This is a genomic window from Priestia iocasae (assembly GCF_016909075.1).
GTDB classification, from domain to species: domain Bacteria; phylum Bacillota; class Bacilli; order Bacillales; family Bacillaceae_H; genus Priestia; species Priestia iocasae.
On sequence record NZ_JAFBFC010000001.1, the window covers coordinates 711,664 to 737,822 of the forward strand.

Consider the following 26,159-nt stretch of genomic DNA (forward strand, 5'->3'; position numbering starts at 1 on the left):
CACCTTTTTTTAACAAAGATTCAATATTTAATATACATACTTCATTTTAGGAGGATTATGAATATGGCAATTACAGCTCAAATGGTTAAACAATTACGTGAAAAAACTGGTGCTGGTATGATGGATTGTAAAAAAGCACTAACTGAAACAGATGGTGATATGGACAAAGCAATCGACTACCTTCGTGAAAAAGGTATCGCGAAAGCTGCTAAAAAAGCAGATCGTATCGCTGCAGAAGGTTTAACTTTCATCGAAGTAAATGGAAATGATGCAGTAATCTTAGAGGTAAACTCTGAAACTGACTTCGTTGCAAAGAACGAAGGTTTCCAAAGATTAACGAAAGAATTAGCTGCTCATCTTTTAGCTAATAAACCAGCTTCAGCTGAAGAAGCTTTAGAACAAAAAATGGAGAACGGAACAACTGTTCAAGAGCACATCAACTCTGCGATTGCAACAATCGGAGAAAAATTATCTCTACGTCGCTTTGAACTTGTAAGCAAGACAGATGCTGATGCGTTTGGTGCATACTTACACATGGGCGGACGTATTGGAGTATTAACTCTATTAGCTGGCACAACTGATGAAGAAGCAGCTAAAGATGTAGCAATGCACATCGCTGCAATCAACCCTAAATATGTATCACGTGACCAAGTTTCTGCTGAAGAAGCTGAGCATGAGCGTGAAGTATTAACTCAACAAGCATTAAACGAAGGTAAGCCTGAAAACATTGTTGCGAAAATGGTAGAAGGACGCTTAAGCAAATACTTCCAAGATATCTGCTTAGTTGATCAAGCATTCGTTAAAAATCCAGATGTAAAAGTTGGTCAATTCGTTGAGAGCAAAGGCGGTACTGTACAAAGCTTCGTACGTTTCGAAGTTGGTGAAGGTATCGAGAAACGTCAAGATAACTTTGCAGAAGAAGTAATGAGCCAAGTTAAAAAGTAAGAATGCTATTAAGTAGGGAGCACATTGTGTTCCCTATTTTTGAAAAAAGTGAGTCATACTTTTTAAAATGGAGGTTTAATATGAGTGTTTCAAAATATAATCGTATCGTTCTGAAATTAAGTGGTGAGGCGTTAGCCGGAGATGAAGGCTTCGGTATTAACCCTTCTGTTATTAAGTCAATTGCAGAACAAGTAAAAGAAGTATATGAATTAGGCGTTGAAGTAGCTGTTGTTGTAGGTGGAGGTAACATTTGGCGTGGGAAAATTGGTAGTGAAATGGGCATGGACCGTGCAGCTGCTGATTACATGGGAATGTTAGCGACGGTAATGAACTCGTTAGCGCTTCAAGATAGTCTTGAAAACTTAGGCGTTCAAACACGTGTTCAAACATCAATTGAAATGCGCCAAGTAGCAGAGCCGTACATAAGAAGAAAGGCTGTACGTCATCTAGAGAAAAAGCGTGTTGTCATTTTTGCAGCAGGTACAGGAAATCCTTATTTCTCAACAGATACGACAGCTGCATTACGTGCTGCTGAAATCGAAGCAGATGTTATTTTAATGGCAAAAAATAATGTGGACGGCGTTTACAATGCAGATCCACAAAAAGTTCCAGATGCGGTTAAATATGAAACGCTATCATACATTGATGTATTAAAAGATGGACTGGCTGTTATGGATTCAACAGCATCATCACTATGTATGGATAATGATATCCCATTAATTGTCTTCTCAATTATGGAAGAAGGTAATATTAAACGTGCCGTTTTAGGTGAAAATATCGGAACAGTAGTTAGGGGGAAATAATGATGGCAAAACAAGTGTTAGATTCAACAAAAGAAAGAATGGAAAAAGCAATCCAAGCATACTCTCGTGAATTAGCTTCAATTCGCGCTGGTCGTGCTAGTGCTTCTTTACTTGATAAAATCACAGTAGAATATTACGGTGTCCCTACTCCAGTTAACCAATTAGCTCAAGTTAGCGTACCAGAAGCTCGTATGCTAGTTATTCAACCTTATGATAAATCACAAATCGGTGAGGTTGAAAAAGCAATTATGAAATCTGACCTAGGCTTGACGCCAACAAGTGATGGATCTATTATCCGTTTGTCTATCCCTGCTTTAACAGAAGAGCGTCGTCGTGACCTTGTGAAGCTTGTGAAAAAATCTTCAGAGGAAGCGAAAGTAGCTGTTCGTAATATCCGCCGTGACAGCAACGATGACTTGAAAAAGTTAGAGAAAAACGGTGAAATTACTGAAGATGATTTACGTGGTTACAGTGATGATATTCAAAAGTTAACAGATGGTTATATCACAAAAATTGATGCAGTTACAAAAGATAAAGAACAAGAAATCATGGAAGTCTAATTGATTTCAAGGTAAAATATATTGTAAAAGACCCTCTATTGTTTACAGGGGGTTTTTTTGTTAATAATGTGTAATAGGAGATTGTTATGCTGAGCAGTAGTGAAGTATAGCGGTACACAACGGGGGACATTTGCATGTTCAAAAAACTTCAACTTTTTAAAAAAGAGCAACAAAACTCGTCAGAATCACTTTCTTTCAGAAAGCTAGAGGTCAAAAAACATTCAATTCCTGAACATATTGCGATTATTATGGATGGGAATGGTCGATGGGCTCAAAAGAGGGCACTTCCTCGAATTATGGGACATAATGAAGGAATGAAAGTGGTTCGTCAAATGACAAAGTCTGCAAACGAATTAGGAGTAAAAGTATTAACGCTCTATGCATTTTCTACAGAAAATTGGAAGCGTCCTAAAACGGAAGTGGAATTTCTCATGAAGTTACCAGAAGAATTCCTTGGCACATTTTTACCTGAACTAATTGAAGAAAATGTTCAAGTGAGAGTAATGGGTAATAAAAACGAGTTACCTACTCATACGTTAAATGCTGTTAATAAGGCGATTCGTGACACAAAGAACAATACGGGACTTATTTTAAATTTTGCACTCAATTATGGAAGTCGTAATGAAATGGTAAAAGCTCTTCAGGCAATTGTGCAAGATAGCAAAATGGGTCTTATCGATGAATCAAACCTCACAGAAGAGGTGGTTTCATCCTATTTAATGAGCAGAGAGTTACCAGATCCAGATTTGTTAATTCGAACAAGCGGTGAACTAAGGTTAAGTAACTTTATGTTATGGCAGTTGGCTTATACAGAATTTTGGTTTACAGATGTATTATGGCCAGATTTCAAAGAAGAACATTTAATTCAAGCTATTGAAGAATTCCAAAATCGAGGACGCCGTTTTGGTGGTGTATAAAAAGGTGTTGAACAGACAATGAAACAACGCATTATTACTGCTGTTATTGCAATAGCAGTATTTGCCCCAATCGTGTTTGCTGGTGGATTGCCTTTTACGTTAATGATTTATCTGCTTGCAACGATTGGTGTATTAGAATTACTAAGAATGAAAAAAATTAGTGCTATATCTTTTCCGAGTATTATTAGTATTTTATTATTGTGGGTGTTCTTGCTACCAAGAAGTGCAGACACAACGTTTCAATTACTTAGCGAACATAAAGTAGAAGTTGCACTTTTAGCAGTGCTAACTTTACTGAGTTACACAGTTCTTATAAAAAATCAATTTACATTTGATGATGTAGCTTTTATTCTACTATCTACAATCTATGTAGGAATGGGCTTTTATTACTTTATTGAGATTAGACAAGAAGCATTAGTATATGTATTCTTTGTTTTGTTTATTATTTGGGCAACTGACTCAGGTGCTTATTTTATAGGACGAGCAATCGGAAAACGAAAGTTATGGCCGGAGATTAGTCCAAATAAAACAATTGAAGGATTTGTAGGTGGCATTGTATGTGCCATAGTTGTGGTTGTTCTATTTAGCCTTATGGCACCTTTAGAGCAATCGTTAAGCAAGCTTCTACTGATTGGTGTCATGGTATCGGTATTTGGACAAATTGGTGATTTAGTAGAATCAGCCTTAAAGCGTCATTATGAAGTGAAGGATTCAGGAAATATTTTACCAGGTCACGGTGGGATTTTAGATCGCTTTGATAGCCTCCTATTTGTCTTGCCAATTTTATATTTCTTATTAATGTTGTAAAATAGCATGTCTTTGTTGTAGGGAGAGTGAATATACTTTGAAGAAAATTGCTTTGCTAGGAGCAACGGGTTCTATCGGACAACAAACAGTAGATGTTGTCAATATGCATCAAAACGAGTTTCAGTTAGTTTCTATCTCTGTAGGGCGCAATATTAATGAAGCAAGAAAGATTATTAAAGCATGCTCTCCACGGTTTGTCTCTGTTTTACATAAAGAAGACAGAGACATGTTACAGCTTGAATTTCCACATGTTACATTTGCATACGGACATGAAGGATTAATAGAAGCCGCTATTTATGAAGAAGCAGACATTGTTGTTAATGCTGTATTAGGAAGTGTAGGGTTAGAGCCCACATTAGAAGCAATTAAAAGAGGAAAGCCAATTGCCTTGGCTAATAAAGAAACGTTAGTAACGGCAGGGCATCTTGTTATGGAAGCAGCAAGAAAGTATAATGTACCCATCCTACCTGTAGATAGTGAGCACTCTGCCATTTATCAATGTCTACAAGGACAGGATGAAAAAGCGATTGAGCGTCTTATTTTAACTGCATCCGGTGGAAGCTTCCGTGATAAAACAAGAAAGCAACTAGAGGGTGTTACGGTAAAGGAAGCGTTGAATCACCCCAATTGGTCCATGGGGGCTAAAATTACAATTGATTCAGCTACAATGATGAATAAAGGGTTAGAAGTCATTGAAGCTTATTGGTTGTTTGGACTACCATACGATAAAATTGAAGTCGTGTTACATAAAGAAAGCATCATTCATTCAATGGTTGAATTTCAGGATACAAGTGTAATTGCACAATTAGGTACTCCTGATATGCGTGCTCCTATTCAATATGCATTAACTTATCCAAATCGTCTTGAATTACCGAATGCCAAAAGGCTTCAGTTATGGGAAGTAGGAAAGCTGCATTTTTCACAAATGGATTATAGTCGTTTCCGCTGTCTTGCTTTTGCTTTTGAAGCAGGAAAACAAGGAGGAACAATGCCCACTGTTTTAAATGCAGCCAATGAAGAGGCGGTAACAGCCTTTTTAGATGGACATATTTCATTCTTGCAAATTGAAAATATGATCGAAACAGCAATGAATCGTCACGATGTAATGCAAAATCCTTGTCTATCAACCATTAAAGAAGTAGATTTAGAAGCAAGGCAGTTTGTGAGATCTTTAATTACTAAAAGGGGGTAATACCCATTGAACACAGTCATTGCGTTTATTGTTATCTTTGGAGCTTTAGTTTTCTTTCATGAGCTAGGACATCTTGTATTTGCAAAACGAGCAGGTATTTTATGTCGTGAATTTGCAATTGGATTTGGTCCTAAAATCTTTTCGTTTAAAAAAGATGAAACAGTGTACACCATTCGCTTATTACCATTAGGTGGATTTGTCCGTATGGCTGGGGAAGATCCAGAAATGATTGATGTAAAACCTGGTCAGATTATCGGATTAAAGTTTGATGAGCAAGGAAAAGTAAATAAAGTTGTAATTAATAATAAAGAGCAACATCCGGATGCTAAAGTAATTGAAGTAGAGCAAGCAGATTTAGAACATAAGCTATTCATTTCAGGATATGAAGCGCATGAAGAAGAGCGCCTGCAACGATTTGAAGTAAGTGAAACTTCTTACTTCATTGCAGATGGTGAAGAGGTTCAGATTGCTCCTTACAATCGCCAGTTCGCTTCTAAAACGTTAAGGCAGCGTACAATGGCCATTTTTGCAGGCCCTTTGATGAACTTTGTACTAGCATTCTTCGTTTTTGTTTTCATTGGAATTGCTCAAGGCTATGCTGTTGATAAACCTGTCATGGGTGAATTAACAAAAGATGGTGCAGCAATCGAAGCGGGTCTCAAAGAAGGCGATGAAATCCAAGCCATTGACGGAGAGAGCGTTAAGACATGGAATGATGTTGTGACAATCATTCGCGATCATCCAAATGAAGAATTAAGGTTTACTATTAATCGTAACAATGAAACGACTGAAATTAATGTAACACCAGGTAGTCAAAAAATTGGCGACGAAACGATTGGACTAATAGGAGTGTATGCTCCAGTTGAAAAATCATTTACTGGTGCTATCAAAAATGGTGTAACAGAGACAGTTATGTGGACAAAAGAAATTGTTGTTGGTTTAGGTAAGTTAATTACAGGGCAATTCTCCATTGATATGTTATCAGGGCCAGTTGGAATTTATGTATCCACTGATCAAGTGGCTCAGTCAGGGATTTATTATCTAATGAAGTGGGCTGCTGTATTAAGCATTAACTTAGGTATTGTTAACTTATTACCTATCCCAGCACTTGATGGAGGCCGCTTAATGTTCTTTGCACTTGAAGCGGTACGAGGAAAGCCAATTGATCGACAAAAAGAAGGATTGGTTCATTTTGTTGGATTTGCATTGCTTATGCTACTTATGCTAGTTGTAACATGGAATGATATTCAACGCTTCTTTCTATAAAATGTAAAGAAAAAGTTAGACATGAAGAGTTTTTCTTCATGTCTAACTTTTCTAGAAGCACTATTCCCTTTATACTGTAAGAAGAGGAATGGGACATATGCAGTACATCCCTAAACTATAAATTTTTATGAAATGATTCATTTCGTTATTGAAGAGGTGCGAGGTTATGAGACAAAGTTCTACGTTAATTCCAACATTAAGAGAAGTTCCAGCTGATGCTGAAGTAAAGAGTCATCAACTATTACTACGCGCAGGTTACATGCGTCAAAATTCAAGTGGTATTTATAGCTTCTTACCATTAGGGAAGCGAGTTCTACAAAAAGTAGAACAAATTGTTCGAGAAGAGATGGATCGTGCAGGTTCAGTTGAATTATTAATGCCAGCTTTACAACAATCTGAGTTATGGCAAGAATCAGGTCGTTGGTATTCGTATGGTCCTGAATTAATGCGTATGAAAGACCGTCATCAGCGTGAATTTGCACTAGGGGCAACTCACGAAGAGGTTATTACAAGCTTACTTCGTGATGAAGTAAAGTCATATAAACGTTTACCTCTTAACTTATATCAAATTCAAACAAAATTCCGTGATGAAAAGCGCCCACGCTTTGGTCTACTACGTGGACGTGAATTTATCATGAAAGATGCGTATTCGTTTCATGCCTCTCAAGAAAGCTTGGATGAAGTATATGACAAAATGTATGATGCGTACAGTCGTATCTTTGCAAGATGTGGCTTGAATTTCCGTGCAGTTATTGCAGATTCAGGTGCAATGGGTGGTAAGGATACGCATGAGTTCATGGTATTATCGGAAATTGGTGAAGATACAATTGCTTATTCTGATACTTCTTCTTATGCAGCTAATATTGAAATGGCACCTGTAGTGGCAACATATGAAAAAGAAAATGCTACGGCTCATTCATTAGAAAAAGTTGAAACACCAAATCAAAGAACCATTGAAGAGGTAGCAGGCTTCTTTAATGTTAACGAAGCAAAATGTATTAAATCTCTATTATTCAAAGTGGATGATCGCTATGTACTCGTGTTAGTTCGTGGAGATCATGAAGTAAATGATATTAAAGTGAAAAATTATCTTGAAGCATCTGTTGTAGAGCTAGCTTCACCAGAAGAAACAAAAGAGGTAATGAATTGTACAGTTGGTTCTCTAGGTCCAATTGACTTAGCAGAAAACATTGAAGTCATTGCAGATCATGGTGTAGAAGCTGTGGTAAATGGTATTTGTGGTGCCAATGAGGAAGGTTATCATTATAAAGGTGTTAACCCAGAGCGTGATTTTAAAGCTCAATATGTTGACTTGCGTTTTGTTAAAGAAGGAGACCCTTCTCCAGATGGACAAGGTGTCATCAAGTTTGCTAAAGGCATTGAAGTTGGACATGTGTTCAAACTTGGTACACGTTATAGTGAAGCGATGAATGCAACGTATTTAGATGAGAACGGACGCACTCAACCAATGACGATGGGTTGCTATGGAATTGGAGTATCTCGTACACTTGCAGCAATTGCTGAGCAGTATAATGACGAAAACGGTCTTGTTTGGCCAACAGCAGTAGCTCCTTACCATGTTCATTTAATTCCAGTGAATATGAAAAATGAAGAGCAAAAAGAGGTTGCTGAACAATTATATAATGAGTTATTAGACAGTCGTTATGAAGTTTTACTTGATGACCGTCAAGAGCGTCCAGGTGTTAAGTTTGCTGATTCTGACCTTATCGGTGTGCCAGTACGTGTAACAATTGGTAAACGCGCTTCAGAAGGGATTGTGGAAGTGAAAGTTCGTGCAACTGGTGAACAATTAGAGGTAGCTGTATCTGACTTACCACAAACAATCAATCAATTATTAACAACAAAATAATTGTCATTCATAGAGGAGGCTGATTCATAAAGGTGGTTCGTTACCCTTTCTGAATCAGCCTTATCTTCTCTTCTTTTTTGAAGTAGCTTTATGTTAAAATAACAAACAGTGAAACGAACGAATAAGGGGGAGCGAAATGAGCCCACAGTCAGCAGAACAAAAAGAGAGATTCGCTTTGTTATTGCAACAATTAGAATTAACAAGTGATCAAGTAGTTCCTTACTTTGAACAAGGAGCTATTGAAAAAGTAGTGGTTCATAAAGAACAGAAAAAATGGCACTTTCATCTTTTTATAAAAAAAGTACTGCCTTTTCAACTATATGAGATGCTTTTATCGCAAATGAAAGCAAAATTTGCACATATTGCAAACGTTTCGTTTTCGGTTCGAACCGATGATAAAGAATGCACACAAGAAAATGTACAAGCTTACTGGCAACATTGCGTAAGTGAATTACAAGGTATTTCGCCTTTATTCTTATCTTTATTAAAAGATCAAGTGCCAACTTCTAGTGGAATTAAATTACAGTTAAGCGTTCGGAATGATGCAGAAGGAATTGCTTTAAAGAAAAAGTACGGCCAGCTTATTAGTGATCAATATGCAGCCTATGGTTTTCCTACTTTACAAGTTGTTACAGAGGTTGTTCATTCCCAAGAAGAGTATAGTAAGTTCGTCGAGCAAAAAGAACAAGAAGACAAAGAGCGAGTATTGCAAGCTATTACTGATATGCAAAATAAAGAAAAAGAACAGCAAGGTGATAGCGAGAGTCCGAAAGGTCCAGTGACCATTGGATATACCATTAAGGATGAAATTAAGACGATTCAATCTATTAATGATGAAGAAAAAGCAATTTCTGTTCAAGGTTATGTGTTTGATGCTGAAACAAAAGAGCTACGCAGTGGAAGAACACTTCTTGTATTTAAGATAACAGATTACACGGATTCCATTATGGTTAAGATGTTCTCGCGTGATAAAGAGGATATTCCATTGCTACAGTCTATTAAAAAAGGTATGTGGTTGAAGGTAAAAGGCAGTGTGCAAAATGATACATTTGTACGCGACCTTGTGATGATTGGGAAAGACATCAATGAGATTCAACCACAAGAGCGTAAAGACACAGCTCCTGAAGCAGAAAAACGTGTGGAATTACACCTTCATACACCAATGAGTCAAATGGATGCTGTCACATCTGTTAGTAAATTAGTGTCACAAGCGAAAAAGTGGGGCCACCCTGCCATTGCCATCACTGATCATGGAGTTGCACAGTCGTTTCCTGAGGCTTATTCTGCTGGGAAGAAAAATGGTATTAAGATTCTCTATGGTGTTGAAGCGAACCTTGTTGATGACGGTGTACCGATTGCTTATAATGCACAGCCCATCGATTTGACAGAAGCAACGTACGTTGTATTTGACGTTGAAACAACGGGTCTTTCAGCTGTTTATGATACGATTATTGAATTAGCTGCCGTGAAAATGAAAGAGGGAGAAATCATTGATCGATTTGAATCGTTTGCTAACCCTCATCACCCATTATCAGCGACAACAATTGATTTAACAGGAATCACGGATGACATGGTTCAAGATGCTCCTGAGGTAGAGGACGTATTAAGAAAGTTCCTTGATTGGATGGGAGACAGCATTTTAGTTGCCCATAATGCAAGTTTTGATATGGGGTTCCTCAACGTAGGGTTAAAGAAAATGGGACGAGAGAAAGCACCTAATGCTGTTATCGATACGTTAGAATTAGCTCGTTTTCTATATCCTGATATGAAAAATCACCGCTTAAATACGTTGGCTAAGAAATTTGATGTTGAATTAACACAGCATCACCGCGCTATTTATGATGCAGAAGCAACAGGATACTTGCTTGCGAAAATGTTAAAAGATGCATTCGAGCGAGAGATTACGGTTCATAGTCAATTAAATGACTACATGGGACAAGGAAATGCTTACCAACGAGCCAGACCTTATCATGTCACTATTTTAGCTCAAAATAATGAAGGATTAAAAAATCTCTTTAAGTTAGTCTCTATTGCTCATCTTGATTATTTTTATCGTGTTCCGCGTATCCCTAGGTCTCAGCTTGAAAAGTTCCGTGAAGGACTTTTGATTGGAACGGCTTGTGATAAAGGTGAAGTATTTGAAGGAATGATGCAGAAATCTCCAGAGGAAGTTGAACAAACAGCAGAATTTTATGATTACATTGAAGTTCAGCCACCTTCTAACTACGAGCATTTAATTGAATTAGATCTTGTGCACAATCATCAAGCGTTAAAAGAAATCATTGAAAATATTGTTAAGCTTGGTGAGAAATTAAACAAGCCTGTGGTTGCAACAGGAAATGTACACTATCTCAATCCGGAGGATAAGATTTACCGAAAGATTTTAGTTAGCTCACAAGGTGGAGCAAATCCTCTTAATCGTCATCAATTGCCAAATGTTCATTTTAGAACAACAGATGAAATGTTAGAGTGCTTTTCGTTTTTAGGAGCAGAAAAAGCAAAAGAAATTGTTGTCACAAATACGCAAAAAGTAGCCGAGATGATTGAGGATGTTAAGCCTATTAAAGATGATTTATACACGCCGAAAATCGAAGGCGCCGATGAAGAAATGCGTGAAATGAGTTATACCATGGCAAGAAGCATCTATGGAGATGAGCTTCCAGAGATTGTAGAAGCACGACTTGAAAAAGAGCTTAAAAGTATCATTGGACATGGCTTTGCCGTTATTTATTTAATCTCTCATAAACTTGTAAAAAAATCATTAGATGATGGCTACCTCGTAGGTTCACGTGGATCGGTAGGTTCCTCTTTTGTTGCAACCATGACAGAGATTACAGAGGTGAATCCACTACCTCCACATTATGTGTGCCCAGAATGTAAGCACTCAGAATTTTTTAATGATGGGTCAGTGGGATCAGGATTTGACTTGCCAGATAAAGATTGTCCAAATTGCGGCAGTGTGTATAAAAAAGATGGACATGATATTCCATTCGAAACGTTCCTTGGATTTAAAGGAGATAAAGTTCCTGATATCGATCTTAACTTCTCTGGTGAATATCAGCCTCGTGCTCACCATTATACAAAAGTATTGTTTGGAGAAGACAATGTATACAGAGCGGGTACAATTGGTACGGTTGCAGAGAAGACAGCATATGGATATGTAAAAGGGTATGCTGGGGATCATGACCTGCATTTGCGAGGAGCCGAAGTAGACAGACTAGTATCAGGATGTACAGGCGTAAAAAGAACAACTGGTCAGCATCCAGGGGGAATTATCGTTATTCCAGATTACATGGATGTGTTTGATTTTACACCGATTCAATACCCAGCCGATGCAAAAGGTGCGGAGTGGAGAACAACACACTTTGATTTCCACTCGATTCATGATAATGTGTTAAAACTAGATATACTTGGGCATGATGATCCAACGGTTATTCGTATGCTTCAAGACTTGAGTGGAATTGATCCTAAAACGATTCCGACAGACGATCCGGAAGTAATGAAAATTTTCAGTGGTACGGATTCTCTAGGTGTTACTCAAGAGCAAATTATGTGTAAAACAGGAACGTTAGGTATCCCTGAGTTTGGTACACGATTTGTTCGTCAAATGCTTGAAGATACAAAGCCAACTACCTTTTCTGAGCTTGTTCAAATTTCGGGGCTATCTCATGGAACAGATGTATGGCTAGGAAATGCTCAAGAGCTGATTCATAATGGAACGTGTACGCTTAGTGACGTAATTGGCTGTCGTGATGACATCATGGTGTATTTAATTTATCAAGGGCTAGAGCCTTCTTTAGCGTTTAAGATTATGGAGTCTGTCCGTAAAGGAAAAGGGCTATCACCGGAATTTGAAGAGGAAATGATTAAGAATAATGTACCGCCTTGGTATATCGATTCTTGTAAAAAAATTAAATACATGTTCCCAAAAGCCCATGCGGCTGCATATGTATTAATGGCTGTTCGAATTGCTTATTTTAAGGTTCATCATGCATTACTGTACTATGCTGCTTACTTTACAGTACGTGCTGATGATTTTGATATAGACACAATGGTAAAAGGGTCTACGGCTATTCGTGCCAAAATCGAAGAGATTAACGCAAAAGGTCTAGACGCTTCACCAAAGGAAAAGAACTTATTGACGGTGTTAGAGCTGTCGCTTGAAATGTGTGAGCGAGGATATTCGTTTGGAAAAGTTGATTTATATCGTTCAAGTGCAAGCGAATTTATCATTGATGGAGACAAGCTTATTCCACCGTTTAACTCAATTCCAGGGCTCGGTACAAACGCAGCCATTAACATTGTAAAATCAAGAGAAGATGGAGAGTTTCTATCAAAAGAAGATTTACAACAGCGTGGAAAAGTTTCTAAGACGATCTTAGAGTATTTAGATAATCATGGTTGCTTAGGTTCTCTTCCAGATCAAAACCAGCTCTCTCTCTTCTAACATTTGCATAAAAAGGTTGATTATGATATAGTAATACTGGAAATGCTAAGAATACGGACGACGAAGGAGTGGGGAAACCCACTCTTTCTTATTGGTACGGATTGACTTAGTAAGGTAGGACACAAGAAGTGGAATCATTCCATCATGCTCTTCTTGTACCGTAGACTTGATTGCTCATTTGTGCGTATGCTCAATGAACTAGATCTTAAACAGAGCAAGCTTAGGATACCCTGCTATTTTAGCAGGGAATTTTTATCAATGAACAATCACTCTTTTTCATAAGAGATATAAAAAACGTATAACATAAGCTCAAGGAAAAGCCTTGTGAAGAGAAGGGTTCTCGAAAGGAGGAATAGAATGAGTAAAATAACAGAAGTAGTAGAAGAATTAGTTACACCTATTCTCCAAGAAATGAGTTTAGAACTTGTTGATATTGAATATGTAAAAGAAGGTCCAAACTGGTTTTTACGTGTATTTATCGACTCTGAAACAGGGGTAGATATTGAAGAATGTGGTACTGTGAGTGAACGATTAGGTGAAAAAATGGATGAGCTTGATCCAATTCAACACAACTATTTTCTTGAAGTATCCTCTCCAGGTGCTGAGCGACCTTTAAAAAAGTTATCAGACTTTGAACGTTCAGTTGGTAAGCATGTATACATAAAAACATATGAGCCAATTGATGGTGAAAAGGAATTTGAAGGTAAACTAGAAGCATTTGATGGACAAACTGTTACGTTAATTGTGAAAATTAAAACACGTACAAAGACAGTAGTCCTTCCATATGACAAAGTTGCTTTTGCTAGACTAGCAATTGTTTTTTAACGTTGAATTGTAATCATTAAAGGGGGATTAACGACAATGAGCAGTGAGTTATTAGATGCCCTAATTTTACTCGAAAAAGAGAAGGGTATTAGTAAAGATGTCATTATTGAAGCAATTGAAGCAGCATTAATTTCTGCTTACAAGCGCAACTTCAATCAAGCCCACAACGTAAGAGTGGATATGAATTTAGATAAAGGAACAATGCGCGTATTTGCTCGTAAAGACGTAGTAGCTGACGTATATGATCCTCGTCTAGAGATTTCGGTTGAGGAAGCACAAACAATTAATCCTAACTATCAGTTAGACGATGTAGTTGAAATTGAAGTAACACCTAAAGACTTTGGTCGTATTGCAGCACAAACGGCTAAGCAAGTTGTTACTCAACGCGTACGTGAAGCAGAGCGAGGAGTTATTTACTCTGAGTTTAGCGATCGTGAAGAAGATATCATGACGGGGATTGTACAAAGGCAAGATGCACGATTCATCTATGTAAGCCTTGGTAAAATTGAAGCATTGCTTCCGCAAACGGAACAAATGCCAAATGAACAATACAAGCCTCATGATCGAATTAAAGTGTACATTACAAAAGTGGAGAGAACAACAAAAGGTCCTCAAATCTATGTATCTCGTACACATCCAGGTCTTTTAAAGCGTTTGTTTGAAAAAGAAGTGCCTGAAATTTATGATGGTACAGTGGAGCTAAAGTCTGTTGCACGTGAAGCAGGAGACCGCTCGAAAATTTCTGTTCATTCAGAGTATGATGAAGTTGATCCGGTTGGTTCATGTGTAGGTCCTAAAGGACAACGTGTTCAAGCGGTCGTGAACGAGTTAAAAGGTGAAAAAATCGATATTGTTCGCTGGTCAAGTGATCCTGTTGAGTTTGTTGCAAATGCATTAAGTCCTTCGAAAGTTCTTGAAGTAATGGTAGATGAAGAAGGAAAAGCAACAACTGTTATTGTACCTGATTATCAATTATCACTAGCAATTGGTAAACGAGGACAAAATGCTCGATTAGCAGCAAAATTAACAGGTTGGAAAATTGATATTAAGAGTCAATCAGAAGCTGAACAAGAAGGCATTTATGTTCAACGTCATGAAGATATGCTAGTAAGTCGCGATGCATTTGATGTTGAAGATGATGACATGGAATAAGAGGTGAAACCAGGTGAACAATCGTAAAAAAGTCCCGATGCGAAAATGTGTCGCAACACAAGAAATGAAGCCTAAAAAAGAGCTTGTACGCATTGTGCGGTCAAAAGAAGGCGACGTGTCGATTGATTTAACTGGTAAAAAGTCCGGGCGTGGCGCTTATTTAAGTAAAGATCAAACAGCCATTATGTTAGCTAAACAAAAGAATATTTTAGCTAATCATTTAAATGTAGCGATACCTGAAGAGCTTTACAATGAGCTGTTAGCGCTTGTAGAAAAGGAGAAACAGTCAAAGTGATGAATGATGAACGATGGCGCTCTTTTTTAGGACTTGCAAATCGGGCTCGTAAAATTATTTCTGGTGAGGAACTTGTCGTAAAAGAAGTTCGAAGACAAAATGCAAAATTAGTCATCTTAGCAAAAGATGCATCAGCTAATACGTTAAAGAAAGTAACAGACAAATGTACATATTACAATGTACAAGTAAAGTTTGTAGAAGATCGTTATGTACTAGGGCAAGCGATAGGGAAAGAAGCTCGTGTAGTCGTAGCGGTATTAGATGATGGCTTTGCCAGCAAGCTAGTTGCGATGCTCGATTAATTCTTTTGGGGGTGAAAGTATGAGTAAAGTACGTGTATATGAATATGCAAAACAACTTAATATTTCAAGTAAAGATGTTATTTCTAAACTAAGTGAAATGGGCATTGAGGTATCGAATCATATGGGTACACTTGAAGCAGATGCAATAGGAAAGTTAGATTCAATTTATAAAAAAGGGAATGTAAATTCTACTTCTGCAACAAATCAAAAATACAAAGAGGAATTCTCAGAAAGCGCAGAGAAACCTAATAAAAAGCCTCAAGCTAATAACCGTGATGGTAAGAAACCGAATAATTCGTCTCAAAAACCTGCTGTAAATAAAGGTAAAAGAGGCAATAATCGAAATCAAAAAGGTGGAAATCGTCCACAGTCACCATCAAGACCACAGCCAAAAGTGAAAGAACTACCAGAAAAAGTAACATTTGTTGGTAGTATGACGGTTTCTGAATTAGCAAAAGCTTTAGGGAAAGAACCATCAGAAATCATCAAAAAGTTATTTATGCTTGGTGTAATGGCAACAATTAACCAAGAACTTGATAAAGATTCAATTGAACTAATTGCAGGTGAGTACGGCGTACCTGTAGAAGAAGAGATTGTAATTGATGAAGCTGATTTCGAGACAATGGACATTGTAGATGATGAAAAAGCTTTACAAGAGCGTCCGCCAGTTGTCACAATCATGGGGCACGTTGACCATGGTAAAACAACGCTTCTTGACTCGATTCGTAATACAAAAGTAACCGCTGGAGAAGCAGGTGGTATTACACAGCATATCGGTGCTTACCAAGTCGTTGTTAATGACAAGAAGATTTCATTCCTTGATACACCAGGACATGCTGCGTTTACAACAATGCGTGCACGTGGAGCACAAGTAACAGATATTACAATTTTAGTAGTAGCAGCTGATGATGGAGTAATGCCTCAAACAGTTGAAGCAATTAACCATGCAAAAGCTGCAGAAGTACCAATTATTGTAGCTGTGAATAAAATGGATAAAGAATCAGCAAACCCAGAGCGTGTGATGCAAGAGCTAATGGAACACGGCCTTGTAGCAGAGGAATGGGGTGGAGATACAATCTTCTGTAAATTATCTGCATTATCAGGAGAAGGTATTGATCAATTGCTTGAAATGATTCTGTTAGTAAGTGAAGTAGAAGAATTAAAAGCAAATCCAAATCGTCGTGCCCTAGGTACGGTTGTAGAAGCACAACTTGATAAAGGTCGCGGTTCTGTTGCAACGTTGCTTGTTCAAAATGGAACACTTCGTGTTGGAGATCCAATCGTAGTTGGAAATACATTTGGACGTGTACGTGCAATGGTGAATGACCTTGGTCGCCGTGTGAAAGAGGCAGGCCCATCTACACCGGTTGAGATTACAGGTCTTAACGAAGTACCATTAGCAGGGGACCGTTTCATGGTATTTGAAGATGAGAAAAAAGCTCGTCAAATCGGTGAAGCTCGTGCGCAAAAACAATTAGAGCAACAACGTGGTGAAAAATCACGTGTAAGCCTTGATGATCTATTTGAGAAAATCAAACAAGGTGAAATGAAAGACTTAAATCTAATTGTAAAAGCTGACGTACAAGGTTCTGTTGAAGCGTTAGCGGCAGCTCTTCAAAAGATTGACGTTGAAGGTGTAAATGTACGTATTATTCATACAGGTGTAGGTGCAATTACTGAGTCTGACATTATCTTAGCAAGTGCATCAAATGCGATTGTAATTGGATTTAACGTACGTCCAGACGGTGGAGCAAAACGTACTGCTGAAGCAGAAAAAGTAGATATTCGTTTACACCGTATTATCTATAAAGTAATTGAAGAAATTGAAGCAGCGATGAAAGGGATGCTTGATCCAGAGTTTGAAGAAAAAGTAATCGGTCAAGTTGAAGTTCGTCAAACATTTAAAGTATCTAAGATTGGTACAATTGCGGGAAGTTATGTAACAGAAGGTAAAATTACTCGTCATAGTAGTATTCGTCTAATTCGTGATGGTATCGTAATCTTTGAAGGTGAAATCGATGCATTGAAGCGTTATAAAGATGATGCGAAAGAAGTAGCACAAGGATACGAGTGTGGTATTACAATTAAAAACTTTAACGATGTTAAAGAAGGCGATGTAATCGAAGCGTATGTGATGGAGGAAATCGAACGTAAATGATTGGTGTTGTAGAGTGCGAGTGTATCATTTATGATGCGGCTACTTTAAAGGAAAAAAGAGCAGTTTTACAACGTATCTTAATGCGCTTAAAACAAAAATACAACATCTCAGTATCAGAAATTGATTTTCAAGACGTATGGCAACGAACAAAGATTGGCATCGTCGCCATCTCATCAAATCGAATAGCAACAGAAAAAGAGTTGCAAAAAGCATTAAGCTTAATTGATTCTTTTCCTGAAATCGAGCGAACAGTAACAACGTTTGAGTGGTTATAGAGAGAAGGGGTGAGAAAGATGAAATTAAGATCAAATAGAGTCGGCGAACAAATGAAAAAAGAGCTTAGTGAGATTATTGGTCGTAAAATAAAAGACCCTCGCATTGGTTTTGTGACTGTAACAGATGTGCAAGTATCAGGTGATCTGCAGCAAGCAAAAGTGTTTATCTCTGTTTTAGGAGATGCTGAGCAGCGTGAAAACACATTAAAAGGTCTTGCAAAAGCAAAAGGATTTATTCGCTCTGAAATTGGTCAGCGTATTCGCTTACGCAAAACACCAGAAATTATCTTTGAATTTGATGAATCAATTGATTATGGTAATCGTATTGATACATTATTACATGAGATTAAAAAAGAGAGCGACAATCAATAATTGAATCATCAGGCCATGAAAACGAGATGATATCTCATTTTTCTAAGAGGTTGTCCTAAAAGTATGGTTTATGCTTCTAGGGCAACCTTTTTTTAAAGATACATACTAGGAACAATATGATTAAGACAGAAAGGAGTTGTTCTAGTTTGGATGGTGTGCTAGTTTTACATAAGCCAAAAGGAATGACATCTCATGATTGTGTGTTTAAGATTCGAAAGCTATTACGTACAAAAAAGGTAGGTCATACAGGAACTCTAGATCCTGATGTAACGGGTGTTCTTCCTATTTGTATTGGACGAGCAACAAAGATTGTGGAATATTTAACGGGAGCCACTAAAACGTATGAAGGTGAAGTAACAATTGGATTTTCAACAACAACAGAAGATCAGTCAGGGGAAGTCGTTGATCAAAAAGAAGTAACCCAAATCTATACTCGAGAAGACATTTTAGAGGTATTGCAATCACTGACTGGAGAAATTGAACAAACTCCACCGATGTATTCAGCAGTAAAAATCAATGGAGTAAGGTTATATGAATATGCACGAAAAGGTATTGAAATTGAACGACCTTCAAGAAAGGTTACAATCTATCAATGCGAATTGCTAGACGACCGAACAGAATTTCAAGGAGAGACCATTTCTTTTCGCTTCCGAGTAACGTGTAGTAAAGGTACGTATATTCGAACATTAGCCGTTATGATTGGAGAGAAAATGGGATATCCAGCTCATATGTCTTACTTGCAAAGAACGGGGTCAGGTCAGTTTACGTTAGATGATTGTTTAACGTTCGAAGAGATTGAAAAAGCGGTAGAAGAAGGGGAGATACAATCCCACCTGTACCCAGTTGAACAGGCTCTTTTTCATTTGCCGAAATTAACAATAAATGATACATTAGCAATGAAAGTGAAAAATGGAGCGTTATTACCATGTCCATCAGATGTTGATGTATCAAAAGGCCCTATTCTCATGATGGATGAGAATGGTCAATGCTTAGCCATTTATGCACAACATCCTAGTAAACAACATTTAATTAAACCGACAAAAGTACTCGCTATATAGGGAAGTCGGTTAAAAGAAAAGGTGAGTTCTACTTTGGAAACCATTAAAATTCGACATCCACATCATTTTCAGCGAAATGAAGTACAGCCTTCAGTTATGGCTCTTGGCTATTTTGATGGCATTCATTTGGGTCACCAAGAAGTAATTAAAACAGCTAAAAAAATAGCGGATGAAAAAGGAATAGCAAGTGCTGTTATGACATTTGACCCTCATCCATCTGTTGTGCTTGGACGGAATGTTCAGCATGTAGACATGATCACACCGTTAAAAGAAAAGCAAAAAACAATGGAGAAATTAGGAATTGATTTCCTTTATATCGTTCACTTTGATAAAGAATTTGCAAATTTGTTGCCACAACAATTTGTTGATGAGTATATTATTGGCTTAAATGTTCAGCATGTGGTTGCAGGATTTGATTATTCATATGGCAAACTAGGAAAAGGAACAATGGAAACATTGCCATTCCATTCACGAGATCAGTTTACCCAAACCGTCGTGAATAAGTTAACAGAGGATAAAGAAAAAATTAGCTCTACTCTTATCCGTCGATGCATAGTTGAAGGGGATGTAGAGAGAATTCCTCGTTTATTAGGAAGGCATTATACAGTAGCAGGTTACGTAGTTCATGGAGATAAAAGAGGAAGGCAAATTGGTTTTCCTACGGCTAATGTTGGGCTGTTAGATGCATATTTAACTCCACGTGTTGGTGTATATGCTGTTGAAATGCAAGTAGAAGACGTTTGGTACAAAGGTGTCTGTAATATAGGTTATAAACCAACTTTTCATAAAGAACAGCTTGATAAACCAACAATTGAAGTTCATTTGTTTTCATTTAATGAGCAAATTTATGATAAGCCTGTTACGATTAAGTGGCATAAAAAGATACGAGCAGAAAAAAAATTCTCAAGCATTGATGACCTTGTCGCACAAATTACTCAGGATAAAGAAGAAGCTCAAACATACTTTCTATCTTCTTATCACGTAAAAGAGTCAATTAATTAGGCTTTTCTATAAAAGACGATGGTTTTATGTGGAATTTTTAAAAAGGAACGATTCAGAGCTAGTTGAAGTAGCAATTAACGATAAGTGCCTACTTATTCAATAGCAATAAATCTCACAAAAATAGCTAGTTATAAAAAATGAATAGATGAAGCATATTTATTTTTGTTAAAACATGCATAGAAGCTTGCAATTACATGGCAGAAGTAGTATGATAACAAATGTATGAAAAACAACCATTGCTTGGCGTAACGATTCACCAACGTTGTGCTAGGGAATTGGGGTTTAATTAATGAGGAGGTGAATAGGATGGCTATCACACAAGAGCGCAAGAATGAACTTATCAGTGAGTACAAAACTCATGCAAATGACACTGGATCTCCAGAGGTTCAAATTGCTGTCCTAACTGAGCAAATTAACAACTTAAACGGACATTTACGTACACACAAGAAAGATCATCACTCACGTCGTGGTCTTCTAAAAATGGTAGGTAGACGCCGTAATTTATTAAACTACCTTCGTAACAAAGATGTTACTCGTTATCGTGAGTTAATCAACAAGCTTGGTTTACGTCGATAATCAGAAAAAAAAGCGGGAGCATTCCCGCTTTTTTAGTATGTAGTTTTAAAATCATGAAAGATGTTACATAATGTGAAAAAAACTTTTGTTTTTTCTTATTTCGTTTATACTAACACTATCACATTTGTTTACATACATATCTTAAAAGCAGAGAGGGGTACACCTTTATATGGAACAAGAAAAGCGAGTGTTCTCCATGGATTTAGCTGGCCGTAAGTTAGAAGTTGAAGTTGGACAACTAGCAAAGCAAGCAAACGGTGCTGCATTAATTCGTTACGGAGATACAGTAGTATTAAGTACAGCAACAGCTTCAAAAGAACCGAAAAATTTAGATTTCTTTCCATTAACAACAAATTATGAAGAGCGTTTATATGCAGTAGGAAAAATTCCAGGTGGATTTATTAAACGTGAAGGAAGACCAAGTGAAAAAGCGATTTTAGCTAGTCGTTTAATTGATCGTCCTATTCGTCCGTTATTTGCCGATGGATTCCGTAATGAAGTACAAGTGATTAGCATCGTAATGAGTGTGGATCAAAACTGCTCTTCTGAAATGGCAGCTATGTTTGGATCATCTTTAGCTCTTTCAGTATCAAACATACCATTTCAAGGACCAATCGCAGGTGTGATTGTTGGACGTATTAACGATGAGTTTGTGATTAATCCATCTGTTGAACAACTTGAAAAAAGTGACATTCATTTAACAGTAGCGGGTACAAAAGATGCAATTAACATGGTTGAAGCTGGTGCAGATGAAGTACCAGAAGAGGTTATGTTAGAAGCGATTATGTTTGGACATGAAGAGATTAAGAAGCTTATCGCATTCCAAGAAGAAATCGTAGCTCAAATGGGCGTTGAAAAGATGGAAGTGAAACTTTATCAAGTAGATGCTGAACTTGAGAAGCAAGTGCGTGAAATAGCTGAAACGGATATGAATCGTGCTGTTCAAGTGCAAGAGAAGCATGCACGTGAAGAAGCAATTAAAGAAGTAAAAGACGCTGTTGTAGCGAAGTTTGAAGAACAAGAAGTTGAAGAAGATGTGCTTAAGCAAGTAAAAGAAATTTTATCAAAGCTTGTAAAAAGTGAAGTGCGTCGACTAATCACAGAAGAAAAAGTACGTCCGGATGGTCGTCGTATTGATGAAATTCGTCCTCTTGCTTCTGAGACTGGATTACTTCCACGTACACATGGTTCTGGTATGTTTACACGTGGTCAAACACAAGCGTTAAGTATTTGTACATTAGGCGCACTTGGAGATGTTCAAATTTTAGATGGATTAGGCATTGAAGAGTCAAAACGCTTCATGCATCATTATAACTTCCCGCAATTTAGTGTGGGAGAAACTGGACCAATGCGTGGACCAGGTCGTCGTGAAATTGGACATGGTGCATTAGGTGAACGTGCTCTTGAGCCGGTCATCCCTTCTGAAAAAGACTTCCCATATACAGTTCGTCTAGTATCTGAAGTGTTAGAGTCGAATGGTTCTACATCTCAAGCAAGTATTTGTGCAAGTACACTAGCTATGATGGATGCAGGTGTGCCAATTAAAGCACCAGTAGCAGGGATTGCAATGGGACTTATTAAATCCGGAGAACACTATTCAATTTTAACAGATATTCAAGGTATGGAAGATCATCTGGGAGATATGGACTTTAAAGTAGCTGGTACGTCAAAAGGTGTAACAGCACTTCAAATGGACATTAAAATTGAAGGGTTATCTCGTGAAATTTTAGAAGAAGCGCTTCAGCAAGCAAAAGCAGGCCGTATGCACATTTTAGAGCATATGATGTCAGTCATTGCTGAACCTCGTACTCAATTATCAGAATATGCTCCAAAAATTCTAATGATGGGTATTAATCCAGATAAGATTCGTGACGTAATCGGCCCAAGTGGTAAGCAAATTAATAAGATTATCGAAGAAACGGGCGTTAAGATTGACATCGAGCAAGATGGAACAGTCTTTATCTCATCGACTAATCAAGAAATGAATGAAAAAGCGAAAAAGATTATTGAAGATATTGTTCGCGAAGTTGAAGTAGGACAAATGTACTTAGGAAAAGTAAAACGAATTGAAAAATTCGGTGCGTTTGTAGAGCTATTCAGCGGAAAAGATGGACTTGTTCATATTTCTGAACTTGCAGAAGAACGAATTGGAAAAGTAGAAGACGTTGTAGCAATTGGCGACGAAATTCTAGTGAAAGTAATGGAAATTGACAAGCAAGGTCGCGTCAATTTATCACGTAAAGCGATTTTAAAAGAACAAAAAGAACAGCAAGAACAACAAGAAGTACAAAAATAATCAATATCTTTTGCTTTCACAAAAGGCATTATAAGAGGTGACTCAAAAGGGATAGTTCTCATTCTTTTGAGTCACCTTCTTTTTTCAATTGTTCTACCTTGTCCTTTTCATACATATTTTTGATGATAAGGGGGGAAGGATAAATTGAAAAGAATACTTGTAAAAGTAGTACCTTTTGTCTTTTTATTAACCATTACATATCAATTTCTACACAACCCATTTACGACTTCTTTTGTAGAAGATTTGAAAGTAGATACATTAACAGTGAGTAAGCAAAAAGACTCGTTATATGTGGAGATTCAACAAAAGTCAAAGCAATATGAAATAGAACCAAAAGATGCTAGGGTAGATAAGGTATGGAAGCTTGTTCCTGGGTATAATGGTTTAAAAGTAGATGTAGAAGCATCATATAAGAGCATGAAAAAATTCGGTGCATTTGATGAAAGTAAACTAATTTATAAGCAAGTCAAGCCTAACGTACATCTATCTGACCTTCCAGCACAGCCTATTTATCGAGGTCATGAAGAAAAGCCAATGGTGTCTTTTATTATTAACGTAGCTTGGGGAAACGAATATATTCCACAGATGCTTGATACCTTAAAAAAACACCATGTAAAGGCGACATTCTTCTTAGAAGGAAGGTGGGTTAAAAACAACCCTGATATGACTAAGGTAATTCTTGATGCAGGTCATGAAGTAGGAAATCATTCTTATTCTCATCCTAACATGGCTACTTTAACAAATGCCCGATCAAGAGAAGAGCTAGTCAAAACAAATGATGTGATGAAATCAATTACAGGTGAAGATAATAAATGGTTTGCTCCACCGAGTGGAAGTTATCGTCAAGAAACAGTAGATGTTGCAGCTGAGCTAAAAATGGGTACAATTATGTGGAGTGTTGACACAATTGATTGGCAAAAGCCTCAGCCAGATGTGTTAATTCAACGGGTCATGAGTAAGATTCATCCCGGTGCAATTATTTTAATGCATCCAACTGAATCGACGGCAACATCGTTAGATACATTGATTCAAAAGATAAAAAGCAAACAATTAGAAATAAGTAATGTTTCAACCTTACTTGACGAACAAAGAATTATTAAATAAAAGACTGATATGCTTTGCAATATTGGCCTGTATTGATATACTGTCTGTGGAAATGCGCTAATAATTGTTAAAATGCATGGATGAAGAAAGGGTGGCACTAGTTTGATCAAACGATATACTTGTCAAAACGGTGTAAGAATTGTATTAGAAAATATTCCAACAGTTCGATCAGTTGCAATTGGAGTTTGGATTGGTACAGGTTCACGAAATGAATCGTTCGAAAGAAATGGGATTTCTCATTTTCTTGAGCACATGTTTTTTAAAGGAACAAAAACAAGATCAGCAAGGGAAATCGCTGAAAGCTTTGATCGTATAGGCGGTCAAGTTAATGCTTTCACATCAAAAGAATACACATGTTACTATGCAAAAGTATTAGATGAACATTCGAATCAAGCATTAGATGTATTAGCGGATATGTTTTTTAATTCACAGTTTGATGAGGTTGAATTAAAGCGCGAGAAGAATGTAGTGTATGAAGAAATAAAAATGTATGAAGATACGCCAGATGACATCGTTCATGATTTATTAGGAAAAGCAGTATATGGAGATCACGCATTAGGTTACCCAATTCTAGGGACAGAAGAAACGTTAAAAACATTCAATGGTGACTCTTTGAGAGCGTATATGGATGAAACATATATTCCAGAAAATGTTGTCATTTCTGTAGCTGGAAATATTGACGAGTCATTTGTGAAAGAAGTTGAAAACTACTTTGGTACATACACATCGACTCATTCTACTCAACAATATAAGCAGCCAACGTTCCATACGAATCATTTAGCTCGTAAAAAAGATACAGAACAAGCTCATTTATGCTTAGGATTTAAAGGATTAGAAATTGGTAATAAAGACGTGTATAGCCTTATTGTTTTAAACAATATATTAGGTGGTAGTATGAGCAGTCGTTTATTCCAAGATGTTCGTGAGCAAAGAGGATTGGCATACTCCATCTTTTCATATCATTCTTCTTATCGAGACAGTGGCCTTGTAACCATTTATGGCGGTACAGGTAGCAATCAATTAGATGTCCTTTTTGATACCATTCAAGAGACATTGTTTCAGTTAAAAGATAAAGGAATTACAGAAAAAGAGCTTGAAAATAGTAAAGAGCAATTAAAAGGAAATCTAATGCTTAGCTTAGAAAGTACAAATAGCCGTATGAGTCGAAACGGTAAGAATGAACTAATGCTTGGTCAACATCGAACATTAGATGAGATTATTGACTTAGTTAACAATGTTACAAAAAATAGTGTAGATACATTAGCGAGAGATATCTTTACGGATGATTTTGCACTTTCGCTCATCAGTCCGTCTGGTGATTTCCCTGAAAAATTACAATAATATAGAGATTTAACTTTATAAAAAAACACGAAGAAAAAGGTTCTTCGTGTTTTTTTGTTGATCATGTCATTTTTTATAGGACACGACTTATACAATAGAATAAATACGAATATAAAGGAGTGTGGGGGAATGAGGCTAAGCGAGTTAAGTGGTAAAGAAATTGTGGATATAAAGCGAGCAGAGCGTCTAGGTGTTCTGGGGCAAACGGACCTTGAAATTAATGAGCAGACAGGACAGATTAATGCATTAATTATTCCATCGATAAAATGGTTTGGTCTTAAAAGGCAAGGACAAGATATTCGAGTGCCATGGCAACATATAAAAAAGATTGGTACAGATATGATTATTATTGACATCGCAAATTATGAGGCAGATAAAGAACTAAGAGAAAATTAATACAAATATTCATTCAGACACCTCAATTAATTAGAGGAATAACAATTAAAATGATCAATTTGAATTCTAATAAATTGGATGGAGTGGCGCAGCTGCCTAGATTACAAATAATCCTTTGTAATCTAGGCAGCTTTTCTCATTCACCGATTGTATCTTCACAACATAGTATGTTGAAGACAAAAGTAATTGGGCATTAAAGA

General features: G+C 37.1%; 23 protein-coding genes. All 23 read left to right on the top strand.

The window, feature by feature from the left end; translation table 11 throughout:
- Window positions 1-63 precede the first annotated feature (63 nt).
- Window positions 64-945: a translation elongation factor Ts gene (tsf, locus tag JOC83_RS03630; RefSeq protein WP_205183865.1), complete on the top strand. Its 882-nt coding sequence runs from the start codon at window positions 64-66 to the stop codon at window positions 943-945.
- 80 nt (window positions 946-1,025) lie between these two features.
- Window positions 1,026-1,748, top strand: a complete 723-nt coding sequence (gene pyrH, locus JOC83_RS03635) for a UMP kinase (RefSeq protein ID WP_205183867.1) — start codon at window positions 1,026-1,028, stop codon at window positions 1,746-1,748.
- Between the two features lie 2 nt (window positions 1,749-1,750).
- Window positions 1,751-2,308, top strand: coding sequence for a ribosome recycling factor (frr, locus tag JOC83_RS03640; protein ID WP_205183869.1), 558 nt, complete (start codon window positions 1,751-1,753; stop codon window positions 2,306-2,308).
- Window positions 2,309-2,442: 134 nt separating this feature from the next.
- Entirely contained in the window at window positions 2,443-3,225 is a 783-nt protein-coding gene (locus tag JOC83_RS03645) for an isoprenyl transferase (protein ID WP_205183872.1), read from the top strand.
- A gap of 18 nt (window positions 3,226-3,243) precedes the next feature.
- Window positions 3,244-4,032 carry a phosphatidate cytidylyltransferase gene (locus JOC83_RS03650; RefSeq protein WP_205183874.1) on the top strand — a complete coding sequence of 263 codons (789 nt, stop codon included), beginning with the start codon at window positions 3,244-3,246 and terminating at the stop codon, window positions 4,030-4,032.
- A gap of 37 nt (window positions 4,033-4,069) precedes the next feature.
- Complete coding sequence (dxr, locus tag JOC83_RS03655) at window positions 4,070-5,224, top strand: 1-deoxy-D-xylulose-5-phosphate reductoisomerase (RefSeq protein WP_205183876.1); 1,155 nt, start codon at window positions 4,070-4,072, stop codon at window positions 5,222-5,224.
- Between the two features lie 6 nt (window positions 5,225-5,230).
- The gene (gene rseP, locus JOC83_RS03660) at window positions 5,231-6,490 is read left to right on the top strand and encodes an RIP metalloprotease RseP (RefSeq protein WP_205183878.1); all 1,260 of its coding nucleotides are present in this window, start codon (window positions 5,231-5,233) and stop codon (window positions 6,488-6,490) included.
- A gap of 166 nt (window positions 6,491-6,656) precedes the next feature.
- On the top strand, window positions 6,657-8,360 hold the full coding sequence (locus JOC83_RS03665) for a proline--tRNA ligase (protein ID WP_205183880.1): 1,704 nt from the start codon (window positions 6,657-6,659) through the stop codon (window positions 8,358-8,360).
- A 136-nt stretch (window positions 8,361-8,496) separates the two neighbouring features.
- The gene (locus JOC83_RS03670; protein ID WP_205183882.1) at window positions 8,497-12,807 is read left to right on the top strand and encodes a PolC-type DNA polymerase III; all 4,311 of its coding nucleotides are present in this window, start codon (window positions 8,497-8,499) and stop codon (window positions 12,805-12,807) included.
- 357 nt (window positions 12,808-13,164) lie between these two features.
- Window positions 13,165-13,632 carry a ribosome maturation factor RimP gene (rimP, locus tag JOC83_RS03675; protein WP_205183884.1) on the top strand — a complete coding sequence of 156 codons (468 nt, stop codon included), beginning with the start codon at window positions 13,165-13,167 and terminating at the stop codon, window positions 13,630-13,632.
- A gap of 36 nt (window positions 13,633-13,668) precedes the next feature.
- The gene (gene nusA, locus JOC83_RS03680) at window positions 13,669-14,784 is read left to right on the top strand and encodes a transcription termination factor NusA (protein WP_205183886.1); all 1,116 of its coding nucleotides are present in this window, start codon (window positions 13,669-13,671) and stop codon (window positions 14,782-14,784) included.
- A 13-nt stretch (window positions 14,785-14,797) separates the two neighbouring features.
- Complete coding sequence (rnpM, locus tag JOC83_RS03685) at window positions 14,798-15,079, top strand: RNase P modulator RnpM (RefSeq protein ID WP_205183889.1); 282 nt, start codon at window positions 14,798-14,800, stop codon at window positions 15,077-15,079.
- Window positions 15,079-15,381 (top strand): YlxQ family RNA-binding protein, encoded by a 303-nt coding sequence (locus JOC83_RS03690; RefSeq protein WP_205183892.1) that lies wholly within the window; start codon window positions 15,079-15,081, stop codon window positions 15,379-15,381. Before rnpM ends, JOC83_RS03690 begins: the two co-directional genes overlap by 1 nt.
- 19 nt (window positions 15,382-15,400) lie before the next feature.
- The gene (gene infB, locus JOC83_RS03695; protein ID WP_205183895.1) at window positions 15,401-17,539 is read left to right on the top strand and encodes a translation initiation factor IF-2; all 2,139 of its coding nucleotides are present in this window, start codon (window positions 15,401-15,403) and stop codon (window positions 17,537-17,539) included.
- Entirely contained in the window at window positions 17,536-17,814 is a 279-nt protein-coding gene (locus tag JOC83_RS03700; protein ID WP_205183898.1) for a DUF503 domain-containing protein, read from the top strand. The genes infB and JOC83_RS03700 overlap by 4 nt, the downstream gene beginning before the upstream one ends.
- A gap of 18 nt (window positions 17,815-17,832) precedes the next feature.
- On the top strand, window positions 17,833-18,186 hold the full coding sequence (gene rbfA / locus JOC83_RS03705; protein WP_205183901.1) for a 30S ribosome-binding factor RbfA: 354 nt from the start codon (window positions 17,833-17,835) through the stop codon (window positions 18,184-18,186).
- A gap of 146 nt (window positions 18,187-18,332) precedes the next feature.
- Window positions 18,333-19,244 carry a tRNA pseudouridine(55) synthase TruB gene (gene truB, locus JOC83_RS03710; RefSeq protein WP_205183904.1) on the top strand — a complete coding sequence of 304 codons (912 nt, stop codon included), beginning with the start codon at window positions 18,333-18,335 and terminating at the stop codon, window positions 19,242-19,244.
- A gap of 33 nt (window positions 19,245-19,277) precedes the next feature.
- On the top strand, window positions 19,278-20,246 hold the full coding sequence (gene ribF / locus JOC83_RS03715) for a bifunctional riboflavin kinase/FAD synthetase (protein ID WP_205183907.1): 969 nt from the start codon (window positions 19,278-19,280) through the stop codon (window positions 20,244-20,246).
- Between the two features lie 306 nt (window positions 20,247-20,552).
- Window positions 20,553-20,822 (top strand): 30S ribosomal protein S15, encoded by a 270-nt coding sequence (rpsO, locus tag JOC83_RS03720; protein ID WP_205183919.1) that lies wholly within the window; start codon window positions 20,553-20,555, stop codon window positions 20,820-20,822.
- Between the two features lie 169 nt (window positions 20,823-20,991).
- The gene (gene pnp, locus JOC83_RS03725) at window positions 20,992-23,118 is read left to right on the top strand and encodes a polyribonucleotide nucleotidyltransferase (RefSeq protein ID WP_205183921.1); all 2,127 of its coding nucleotides are present in this window, start codon (window positions 20,992-20,994) and stop codon (window positions 23,116-23,118) included.
- Window positions 23,119-23,262: 144 nt separating this feature from the next.
- The gene (locus JOC83_RS03730; RefSeq protein WP_205183923.1) at window positions 23,263-24,222 is read left to right on the top strand and encodes a polysaccharide deacetylase family protein; all 960 of its coding nucleotides are present in this window, start codon (window positions 23,263-23,265) and stop codon (window positions 24,220-24,222) included.
- Window positions 24,223-24,324: 102 nt separating this feature from the next.
- Window positions 24,325-25,563, top strand: a complete 1,239-nt coding sequence (locus JOC83_RS03735) for a M16 family metallopeptidase (RefSeq protein WP_205183926.1) — start codon at window positions 24,325-24,327, stop codon at window positions 25,561-25,563.
- A gap of 129 nt (window positions 25,564-25,692) precedes the next feature.
- Entirely contained in the window at window positions 25,693-25,959 is a 267-nt protein-coding gene (locus tag JOC83_RS03740; protein ID WP_205183929.1) for a YlmC/YmxH family sporulation protein, read from the top strand.
- Window positions 25,960-26,159 lie beyond the last annotated feature (200 nt).

Coding starts and splice junctions, on each gene's coding strand:
- JOC83_RS03650 (WP_205183874.1), top strand. CDS start 3,244: ATGAAACAACGCATTATTACTGCTGTTATTGCAATAGCAGTATTTGCC.
- JOC83_RS03670 (WP_205183882.1), top strand. CDS start 8,497: ATGAGCCCACAGTCAGCAGAACAAAAAGAGAGATTCGCTTTGTTATTG.
- nusA (WP_205183886.1), top strand. CDS start 13,669: ATGAGCAGTGAGTTATTAGATGCCCTAATTTTACTCGAAAAAGAGAAG.
- tsf (WP_205183865.1), top strand. CDS start 64: ATGGCAATTACAGCTCAAATGGTTAAACAATTACGTGAAAAAACTGGT.
- JOC83_RS03700 (WP_205183898.1), top strand. CDS start 17,536: ATGATTGGTGTTGTAGAGTGCGAGTGTATCATTTATGATGCGGCTACT.
- JOC83_RS03665 (WP_205183880.1), top strand. CDS start 6,657: ATGAGACAAAGTTCTACGTTAATTCCAACATTAAGAGAAGTTCCAGCT.
- pyrH (WP_205183867.1), top strand. CDS start 1,026: ATGAGTGTTTCAAAATATAATCGTATCGTTCTGAAATTAAGTGGTGAG.
- JOC83_RS03740 (WP_205183929.1), top strand. CDS start 25,693: ATGAGGCTAAGCGAGTTAAGTGGTAAAGAAATTGTGGATATAAAGCGA.
- infB (WP_205183895.1), top strand. CDS start 15,401: ATGAGTAAAGTACGTGTATATGAATATGCAAAACAACTTAATATTTCA.
- frr (WP_205183869.1), top strand. CDS start 1,751: ATGGCAAAACAAGTGTTAGATTCAACAAAAGAAAGAATGGAAAAAGCA.
- JOC83_RS03690 (WP_205183892.1), top strand. CDS start 15,079: ATGAATGATGAACGATGGCGCTCTTTTTTAGGACTTGCAAATCGGGCT.
- JOC83_RS03645 (WP_205183872.1), top strand. CDS start 2,443: ATGTTCAAAAAACTTCAACTTTTTAAAAAAGAGCAACAAAACTCGTCA.
- rimP (WP_205183884.1), top strand. CDS start 13,165: ATGAGTAAAATAACAGAAGTAGTAGAAGAATTAGTTACACCTATTCTC.
- rpsO (WP_205183919.1), top strand. CDS start 20,553: ATGGCTATCACACAAGAGCGCAAGAATGAACTTATCAGTGAGTACAAA.
- rbfA (WP_205183901.1), top strand. CDS start 17,833: ATGAAATTAAGATCAAATAGAGTCGGCGAACAAATGAAAAAAGAGCTT.
- pnp (WP_205183921.1), top strand. CDS start 20,992: ATGGAACAAGAAAAGCGAGTGTTCTCCATGGATTTAGCTGGCCGTAAG.